The organism is Kitasatospora sp. NPDC057198, from assembly GCF_042670125.1.
Lineage (GTDB): Bacteria > Actinomycetota > Actinomycetes > Streptomycetales > Streptomycetaceae > Kitasatospora.
In genome coordinates, this window is sequence record NZ_JBHUWH010000275.1 from 1 (window position 1) to 10553 (window position 10553).

Here is a 10553-nt window from a genome sequence, read left to right on the forward strand (position 1 = left end):
GTGTTCGCCGAGACCTTCGACCGGGTCTGCGGGCTGCTGGAACTCGAACTCGGCGTCTCCGTGCGGGACGTGGTGCTCGGCGACGGCGACGGATCGCTGGTGGACCGGACGCTGTACGCGCAGACCGGCCTGTTCGCCTTCGAGGTGGCGCTCGCGGAGGTGCTGCGGGCGGCGGGTGTGGTGCCGGACGCGGTGGTGGGCCACTCGGTGGGTGAGGTGGCGGCTGCGCATGTGGCGGGTGTGTTGTCGCTGCCGGATGCGGTGCGGTTGGTGGCGACGCGGGCGCGGTTGATGGAGGCGTTGCCGCACGGTGGGGCGATGGCGGCGGTCAACGCGCCGGAGGCGGATGTCCTGGTGACGCTCGCCGGGGTGCCGGGTGCGGTGGTCGCGGCGGTCAACGGGCCGGACTCGGTGGTGGTCTCGGGTGAGACCGAGGCTGTCGAGCGGGTGGTGGAGATCTGGCGGGAGCGTGGTCGCCGGGTGCGGCGGCTGCGGGTCTCGCACGCCTTCCACTCGCCCGCGATGGACCCGGTGGTCGCCGAACTGGAGTCCGTGGCGGGAGAGTTGGTCCACCACCGTCCGCAGGTGCTCTGGGCGGGTGCGTTGACGGGTGAGCTGGTCGGTGAGTGCGAGCCGGGTTACTGGGCGGCGCAGACCCGGCGGGCGGTGCGGTTCGCGGACGCGGTGGCGGCGCTGGCGGCGCAGGGTGTGACGGTGTTCGTCGAGGTCGGCCCGGACGGGTCGCTCTCCTCGCTGGGCCCGGACGCGGTGGCGGGTGTCGCGGGCGAGGAGCCCGTGTTCGTGCCGTTGCAGCGCCGCGACGAGCAGGGGACGGCCGGTCTGCTGGCCGGGCTGGCCCGTGCGTTCGTCAACGGCGCGGCGGTGGACTGGAGTTCGGTCCTGCCGGCCGCCCGGCCGGTCGAACTGCCGACGTACGCCTTCGACCGGCAGCGGTTCTGGCCGGAGGGCGTGATCTCCCTCGCCCCGCCCGCCGCCCTGGCCGGGGGCGAGCCGGGGACGGCGGCCGAGTCGGCGTTCTGGGCGGCCGTCGAGGGCGGCGACCTGGCGGCGCTGGCCGACACCCTGGCCGTCGAGGACCACCAACTGGCCGACATCCTGCCCGCGTTGGCGTCCTGGCGGCGCAGCGAACGGGACCGGCTGGTGACCACGGACTGGCGGTACCGGACGACCTGGTCGGCGATCGCCGAGCCCGACTCGCGCGTCCTGTCCGGTACTTGGCTGCTGGTCGTGCCCGCCGGGGTGGATGCGGAGCCGTATGCGGCGGCGCTGTCCGGGCGTGGTGCGGAGGTCGTTGCGGTGACGGTGGACACCGTCGACCGGGCCGAGTTGGCCGCCCTGCTGGCAGGTGTCGAGGCCCCGGTGGCGGGTGTGCTGTCGCTGCTGGCGCTGGACGAGACGCCGTTGGCCGAACTGCCTTCTGTTACCGGTGGATTGGCGGCCACTCTCGCGTTGGTGCAGGCGCTGGGCGACGCGGGTGTCACCGCGCCGCTCTGGTTGGCCACCCGTGGTGCGGTGGCGGCCGGGCCCGGTGAGGCGTTGTCGAGTCCGGTGCAGGCGCAGGTGTGGGGTCTGGGGCGGGTCGCCGCGCTGGAGCACCCGGAGCGCTGGGGTGGGTTGGTCGATCTGCCGGAGGTGCTGGAGGGTCGTTCGGCGGCCCGGTTGGCGGCGGTGCTGGCGGGTTGTGGTGAGGGTGAGGTGGCTGTTCGGTCGGCCGGGATCCTGGGTCGCCGGCTGTCGCGGGTGCCTCGGCGTGAGGGTCTGGTGGAGTGGTCGCCGCGTGGTGCTGCGCTGGTGACGGGTGGTACGGGTGCGATTGCCGGGCACGTGGCGCGGTGGTTGGCGGGTGGTGGGGTCGGGCGTCTGGTGCTGACCGGCCGCTCCGGCCCGGCTGCGGCCGGGGTGGCGGCGACGGTGGCCGACCTGGCCGCCCGTGGCGCCCGGGTGGACGTCGTCTCCTGCGATGTGACGGATCGTCCGGCGCTGGCCGGGCTGGTCGAGTGGGTCGGCCCCGAGCTGTCCTCGGTGTTCCACACCGCCGCCGTGCTGGACGACGGCGTCCTCGACCGGCTCACCCCGGAACGGCTGGCGTCCGTCCTGCGGGTGAAGGCCGAAGGCGCGTCCCTGCTGGACGAGTTGACATCCGGCCTCGACCTGGACGCGTTCGTGCTGTTCTCCTCGGCCGCGTCCACCCTGGGTGCCGCCGGGCAGGGCAACTACGCGGCCGCCAACGCCTACCTGGACGCGCTCGCCGAGCAGCGGCGCTCGCGCGGCCTGGCCGGCCTCGCGGTCGCCTGGGGCGCCTGGGCGGGCGGCGGGTTCGCCGAGTCCAGCGCGGCGGCCCGGGCCCGGGTCGAGCGCGGTCCGATGCCCGCGATGGACCCGCAGCTCGCCGTCCGGGCGCTGGCCGAGTCGCTGGCCGGGCCGGAGGCCGTGGTCACCGTCATGGACGTCGACTGGGCCCAACTCGCCGACGGTGCGGGCCCGGTGGACGTCCGGCGGGCGCCGCTCTTCCGTGACCTGCCCGAGGTCTGCCGGCTCGCCGCCGCGAACCCGGCCGGGACGCCGCGCCGCGAGGGCGAACTCGCCCACCGGCTGGCCGGGTCGGGCCGGGCCGAACAGGAGCGGGTGCTCACCGACCTGGTCCGGCACGAAGTCGCGGTCGTGCTCGGCCACGCCTCCGCCGAGGCGATCGGGGAGCGCCGGACGTTCAAGGACCTGGGCTTCGACTCGCTGACCGCCGTCGACCTGCGCAACCGCCTGGGCGCGGCCACCGGCGTCCGGCTGCCCGCCACCCTGGTGTTCGACCACCCGACGCCGCTGCTGCTCGCCGCCTTCCTGCGCACCGAGCTGACCGGCGAGGCTGCCGACGCGGGCGGCGTCCTGGCGGTGGCGGGCAACGCCACCGACGAGCCGCTGGCGATCGTCGGCATGGCCTGCCGGTTCCCCGGCGGCGCGACCACCCCCGAGGAGTTCTGGGACCTGCTGGCCTCCGGCGGCGACGCCGTGAGCGGCTTCCCCACCGACCGCGGCTGGGACCTCGAGGGCGTCTACGACCCCGACGGCGAGCGCGAGAACACCTCGTACGTCGCCCAGGGCGCCTTCGTCCGGGACGCGGCGGGCTTCGACGCCGACTTCTTCGGGATCTCGCCGCGCGAGGCCCTGGCCATGGACCCGCAGCAGCGCCTGCTGCTGGAGACCTCCTGGGAGGCGCTGGAGCGCGCGGGCATCGACCCGGCGACCCTGCACGGCACGGCCACCGGCGTCTTCGCGGGCGGCTACGCCTCGGGCTACGGCTTCACCCTGGCCGGCGAGGCCAACGCGGGCGTCGAGGGCCACCTGCTGACCGGCAACGCGACCAGCGTGCTCTCCGGCCGCGTCTCCTACGTGCTGGGCCTGGAGGGCCCGGCCGTCACCGTCGACACCGCCTGTTCCTCCTCGCTGGTCGCCCTGCACCTGGCCGCGCAGGCGCTGCGCTCCGGCGAGTGCACGCTCGCCCTGGCCGGCGGTGCGACCGTGATGGCCACCCCCGGCATGTTCATCGACTTCTCCCGCCAGCAGGGCCTGTCGGCCGACGGCCGCTGCCGCGCGTTCTCCGAGGACGCGGACGGCACCGGCTGGGCCGAGGGCGCGGGCATGCTGGTCGTCGAGCGGCTCTCCGACGCCCGCCGCAACGGGCACCCGGTGCTGGCGGTACTGCGCGGCTCGGCCGTCAACCAGGACGGCGCGTCCAACGGCCTGACCGCCCCGAACGGCCCGTCCCAGCAGCGGGTGATCCGGGCGGCGCTCGCCAACGCCCGCCTGTCGCCCGCCGACGTGGACGTGGTCGAGGCGCACGGCACCGGCACCACGCTGGGCGACCCGATCGAGGCCCAGGCGCTGCTGGCCACCTACGGCCAGGACCGGCCGGCCGAACGGCCGCTGCTGCTCGGCTCGGTGAAGTCCAACATCGGGCACACCCAGGCCGCCGCCGGTGTCGCCGGTGTGATCAAGATGGTGCTGGCGCTCCAGCACGAACTGCTGCCGCCGACCCTGCACGCCGAGACCCCGTCCACGCACGTGGACTGGACGGCGGGCGAGGTCGCACTGCTGGCCGAGCCCGTGCCGTGGACCGCCGGGGAGCGGGTGCGCCGGGCGGGCATCTCCTCGTTCGGGATGAGCGGCACCAACGCGCACATCATCGTCGAGGAGGCCCCGGTCGAGGAGCCGACGGCGGCGCGGCCGGACCGGCCGGTGCCGGTGGTCGCGGACGCGGCGGCGTGGGTGCTCTCGGGCCGTTCGGCGCAGGGCCTGGCGGCCCAGGCGGAGCGGCTGGCGGACTGGTCCGTCGAGCACCCGGAGCTCGAACCGGAGGACTTGGCCTGGTCGTTGGCGACCACCCGTTCGGCGTTCGACCACCGCGCGGTCGCCTTCGGCGTGGCGCCGGAGGCGGACCTGCGGGCCTTCGCGGCGGGGGTGCCCTCGGGCGCGGTGGTTTCGGGGGTGGCCCGGCCGGGGGCGCGGACGGTGTTCGCGTTCGCCGGCCAGGGTTCGCAGTGGCTGGGGATGGGGCGTGAACTCGCCGAGGTGAGTCCGGTGTTCGCGGCGCGGCTGGCGGAGTGTGCGGCGGCGCTGGAGCCGTTCGTGGACTGGTCGCTGGACGAAGTGCTGGCCGGTGAGCCGGAGTTGAAGGCAGCGGATGTGGTGCAGCCGGCGCTGTGGGCGGTGATGGTCTCACTCGCCGCGGTGTGGGAGGCGGCCGGTGTCACACCGGACGCCGTCGTCGGCCACTCGCAGGGCGAGATCGCCGCCGCCACCGTGGCGGGGATGCTGTCGCTCGAGGACGGCGCCCGGGTCGTTGCGCTGCGCTCGCAGTCGTTGAAGGTGCTGGCGGGTCTGGGCGGGATGCTGTCGGTCAGCCAGTCGGCTGCCGTGGTCGCCGAACGCCTGCCGCTCTGGGGCGACCGTCTTGCGCTGGCGGCGGTCAACGGGCCTGCGGCGGTGGTGGTTTCGGGCGAACCCGGCGCGCTGGAGGAGCTGCGGGCCGAGTTCGAGGCGGAGGGCGTCCGCGCCAAGCTGGTCGCCGTCGACTACGCCTCGCACTCGGCGCAGGTGGACCGCCTGGAGCAGGAGATCCGCGAGGTCCTCGCCGGGGTCGCGCCGCGTCGCGGCCGCGTCCCGATGGTCTCCGCGATGAGCGGCGAGACCCTGACGGGTGAGGAGTTGGACGCGGCCTACTGGTACGCGAGCCTGCGGGCCACCGTGCACTTCGAGCGTGCCGTGCGCACCCTCGCCGCCCAGGGCCACCAGCTGTTCGTCGAGGTCACCCCGCACCCGGTCCTGCTGGGCGCGATGAACGACACGCTGGAGGAGGTCGCCGCCGAGTCCGGTCCGGGTGTCGTCCCCGCCGCCGTGTGCGGCACGCTGCGCCGCGACGAGGGCGGTAGTGCCCGTCTGCTGACCTCGCTGGCGGAGGCGTACGTCAACGGCGCCCCGGTGGACTGGACTTCGGTCCTCCCGGCCGGGAACCCGGTCGAGCTGCCCACGTACGCGTTCCAGCACGAGCGCTACTGGCCGGAGGGCATGCTGCCGCTGTCGCCGGTCGGCTCGGGGCGGGACGCGGCGGCGCTCGGGCTGGGGGCGGTGGACCACCCGCTGCTCGGCGCTGCGGTCGAACTCGCGGGCGGTGCCGGGGTGGTGTGCACCGGGCGGTTGTCGCTGCGCACGCACGCCTGGCTGGCCGATCACGCGGTCGGCGGTGCGGTGCTGCTGCCCGGCACCGGTTTCGTCGAGCTGGCCGTCCGGGCCGGCGACCAGGTCGGCTGTGGCCTGCTGGAGGAACTGACCCTCCAGGCGCCGCTGGTACTGCCCTCCGACGGTTCGGGCGTCCAGGTGCAGGTGGTGCTGGGCGCGGCGGACGGCGAGGGGCGGCGCGGCGTCGAGGTGTTCTCCCGGCCGGACGGGGCCGAGTCGGCCTGGGTGCGGCACGCGAGCGGTGCGCTGGCCCCGGCGGGCGCGGCGCGGCCGGCGGGGGAGTGGGCGGCGGTGTGGCCGCCGGAGGGCGCGGCGGCGCTGGACGTGGCGGAGGTGTACGCGGTCCGGCTGGCGGAGGTGTACGGACCGGCGTTCCACGGCCTGCGGGCGGCGTGGCGGCGCGGCGAGGAGGTGTTCGCGGAGGTCGCGCTGCCGGAGTCGGCGGCGCGGGAGGCGGGCGCGTTCGGCCTGCACCCGGCGCTGCTGGACGCCGCCCTGCACGCGGCGCTGCTGGACGGCGCGGGGCTGTCCGGCACCGGGGCGGACGGCGGCCCGGACGAGGTGCGGATGCCGTTCGCCTGGACGGGCGTCGAGCTGCACGCGGGCGGCGCGTCCGTCCTGCGGGTGCGGCTGACGCGGGACGGGCACGGCGGCCTGGCGCTGGCGGCGGTCGACCCGGTCGGGGCGCCGGTGGTGTCGGTGGAGTCGCTGGTGAGCCGTCCGGTGTCGGCGGCTCTGCTGCGGTCCGCCGAGGGTGCGGTGTCGGACGCCCTGTTCGTCGAGGAGTGGGTGCCGGTCGCCGCCGCGGAGGCGGCGGCGGGGTGGGCGCTGGTCGGTGCCGACCCGTTCGGCGTGGCGGCGGAGCTGGTGGCGGCCGGGGTGCCGGTCCGCCCGTTCGACTCGTTCGCCGACCTCGCGGACCTCGCCGCGGTGGACGCGGCCGAGCTGCCGGAACTGGTGCTGGTCGGCCTGGCCGCGGAGGACGCCGACGGCCCGGCGGCCGTGCACGCGGCGGCGGCCGGGGCGCTGGCGCTGGTGCAGGAGTGGCTGGCCGAGGAGCGCCTGGAGGCGGCCCGGCTGGTGGTGGTCACCCGGGGCGCGACCGCGGCCGGGGCGGGCGGCTCGGTGGCCGACCTGGCCGGGGCGGCCGCGCGCGGCCTGCTGCGGTCGGCGCAGTCGGAGCACCCGGGCCGCCTCGTCCTGGTGGACCTGCCGGCCGAGGAGGACGGGCGGGCCGGGACGCTGCTGCCGGGTGCGCTGGCGGCCGGGGAGCCGGAGCTCGCGCTGCGCGGCGGGGCGGCGCTCGGGCGGCGGATCAACCGTCCGTCCGGCGCTGGAGCAGCGGTTGAACACCCCGCGACCGCAACCGCGACCGCAACCGGGGGCGGGACCTCCCGGCGGACGCTGCTGGTGACCGGCGGCACCGGCACCCTGGGCGGTCTGGTGGCCCGGCACCTGGTGGTGACCGGCCGGGCCCACGGCGTGCTGCTGACCAGCCGGTCCGGTCCGGCGGCGGCCGGGGCGGCGGCGCTGGCCGCCGAACTCGCCGCGCTCGGCGCGTGGGTGCGGATCGTCGCCTGTGACGCGGCGGACCGGTCGGCGCTGGCCGGGCTGCTGGCCGGCGTCCCGGCGGACTGCCCGCTGGGGTCGGTGTTCCACGCCGCGGGCATCATCGACGACGGCGTGGTCGGCGCGCTGACGGCCGACCGGCTGGCGGCGGTGCTGCGGCCGAAGGCGGACGCCGCCTGGCACCTGCACGAGCTGACCGCCGGCCTGGACCTCGACCACTTCGTGCTGTTCTCCTCCGCGGCGGCCGTCTTCGGCGCGCCGGGCCAGGGCAACTACGTGGCCGCGAACTCCTACCTGGACGCGCTGGCCGGCCACCGGCGCGCCCGCGGCCTGGCGGGCCTGTCGCTGGCCTGGGGCCCGTGGGTGCACGAGGCGGGCATCGGCCGTGACCTGGGGGAGCGCCTGCTGACCCGGATCAGCCGTTCCGGCGTCTCCGCGCTGGGCGCGGACGAGGGCCTGGCGGTGCTGGACGAGGCGCTCGGGCGCGGCGAGGCCGTGCTGATGCCCGCCCGGCTGGACCTGGCGGACCTGCGGGCGCGCGCCGCGAAGAGCGGTGACGTCCCGCCGCTGTGGCGGGCGCTGGCCGGGGGCCGGGTGCGCCGGGCGGCGGCCGGTGCGGCGGCGGGGGCCGACGGCGCGCAGGCGCTGCGCGGCCGGCTGGCGGCGCTGCCCGGACCGGACCGCGACCGGCTGCTGCTGGACCTGGTGCGGGCGCACGTCGCCGCCGTCCTGGGCCACGCGTCCGCCGAAGCGGTCGAGCCGACCCGGGCCTTCACCGACCTGGGCTTCGACTCGCTGACCGCCGTCGAGCTGCGCAACCGGCTGCGGACCGAGACCGGCCTGCGGCTGCCCGCCACCCTGGTGTTCGACCACCCGACGCCGGTCGCGCTGGCCGCGCTGCTGCGCGGCGAGCTGGCGGGCGACCTGCCCGCCGCGGCCGCCCCGGCCCGGGCGGCGGGCCCGCTGGCGGACGAGCCGATCGCGATCGTCGGGATGGCCTGCCGGTTCCCCGGCGGGGTCACCGGCCCCGAGGAGCTGTGGGAGCTGCTGTCCGCCGGGCGGGACGCGATCGGCCCGTTCCCGACCGACCGCGGCTGGGACCTCGACGCCCTGTACGACCCGGACACCGAGCACGCGGGCACCTCGTACACCCGCGAGGGCGGCTTCCTGCAGGACGTCAGCGGCTTCGACCCGGCGTTCTTCGGGATCTCGCCGCGCGAGGCGCTCGCCATGGACCCGCAGCAGCGCCTGCTGCTGGAGACCTCCTGGGAGGCGTTCGAGCGGGCCGGCATCGACCCGGCCGCCCTGCGCGGCAGCGGGACCGGCGCGTTCGTCGGCGGCTACAGCTCCGGGTACGCGGCGATGAGCCTGGACGGCGACTCCGAGTTCGAGGGCATCGACAGCCACGTGATGACCGGCAACGCGACCAGCGTGCTGTCCGGCCGGCTGTCGTACACGCTCGGGCTGGAGGGCCCGGCGGTGACCATGGACACCGCCTGCTCCTCGTCGCTGGTGGCCCTGCACCTGGCGGCGCAGGCCGTCCGGGCGGGGGAGTGCGGGCTGGCGCTGGCCGGCGGCGTCACCGTCAGCGCCGCCCCGGACGGGTTCATCGCCTTCTCGCAGGCCCGCGGCCTGGCCGTGGACGGGCGCTCCAAGGCGTTCGCCGCGTCCGCCGACGGCATGGGCATGGCCGAGGGCGTCGGCATGGTCGTCCTGGAGCGGCTCTCCGACGCCCGGCGCAACGGGCACCCGGTGCTGGCGGTGATCCGCGGCAGTGCCGTGAACCAGGACGGCGCGTCCAACGGCCTGACCGCCCCGAACGGCCCGTCCCAGCAGCGCGTCATCCGGGCCGCCCTGGCCACGGCCGGGCTGTCCGCCGCCGAGGTGGACGCCGTGGAGGCGCACGGCACCGGCACCAAGCTCGGCGACCCGATCGAGGCGCAGGCGCTGCTCGCCACCTACGGCCAGGGGAGGCCCGCGGACCGGCCGGTCCTGCTCGGCTCGGTGAAGTCCAACATCGGGCACACCCAGGCCGCGGCGGGTATCGCGGGCGTGCTGAAGATGGTGCTCGCGTTGCAGCACGAGCTGCTGCCGCCGACCCTGCACGTGGACGAGCCGTCCACGCACATCGACTGGACGGCCGGGCACTCCCGGCTGCTGACCGAGGCGGTGCCGTGGCCCGCGGGCGGGCGCCCGCGCCGGGCCGGTGTCTCCTCGTTCGGCATGAGCGGCACCAACGCGCACGTCCTGCTGGAGGAGGCCCCGGCGGCGCCGGCCGCGCCGCAGGCCCCGGCCGCCGAACCCGTGCTGGCGGGCGGCACCGCCTGGGTGCTGTCGGGCCGCTCGGCGAAGGCGCTGTCCGGCCAGGCGGGCCGGCTGCGCGCCTGGACCACCGCCCGTCCCGGGCTCGAACCGGCCGACGTGGCCTGGTCGCTGGCCGCCACCCGCTCGGCGTTCGACCACCGGGCCGTCGTGGTCGGCACCGACCGGGCGGAACTGCTGGCGGGCCTGGAGAGCCTGGCAGCGGGCAGCTCCGCCGGATCGGTCGTCTCGGGCACGGCCCGTGCGGGTGTCCGTCCGGTGTTCGTCTTCCCCGGTCAGGGGTCGCAGTGGCTGGGGATGGGGCGTGAACTGGCTTCGGTGAGTCCGGTGTTCGCGGCGCGGTTGGCGGAGTGTGCGGCGGCTTTGGAGCCGTTCGTGGACTGGTCGCTGGACGAAGTGCTGGCGGGTGAGCCGGAGTTGAAGGCCGCGGATGTGGTGCAGCCCGCGCTGTGGGCGGTGATGGTGTCGCTCGCCGCGGTGTGGGAGGCGGCCGGGGTGAAGCCCGAGGCGGTGGTGGGCCACTCGCAGGGCGAGATCGCCGCCGCCACCGTCGCCGGGATGCTGTCGCTCGAGGACGGCGCCCGCGTCGTCGCGCTGCGCTCGCAGTCGCTCAAGGTGCTGGCGGGTCTGGGCGGGATGCTGTCGGTCAGCCGGTCGGCCGCCGTGGTGGAGGAGCGGCTGCCGCGTTGGGGCGACCGGCTCTCGCTGGCGGCCGTCAACGGCCCGTCCGCCGTGGTGGTTTCCGGCGAACCCGGGGCGCTCGAGGAGCTGAAGGCCGAGTTCGAGGCGGAGGGTGTCCGCGCCAAGCTGGTCGCGGTGGACTACGCCTCGCACTCGGCGCAGGTCGAGCGCCTGGAGCAGGAGATCCGCGAGGTCCTCGCCCAGGTCGCGCCGCGTTCCGGCCGCATCCC

1 protein-coding gene is annotated in these 10553 nt (G+C 76.5%); it reads left to right on the forward strand.

The features are described 5' to 3' along the window. Positions 1–10553: acyltransferase domain-containing protein (locus ACFUEL_RS26265; protein WP_380239230.1), on the forward strand; the 10553-nt coding region annotated here is incomplete at both ends.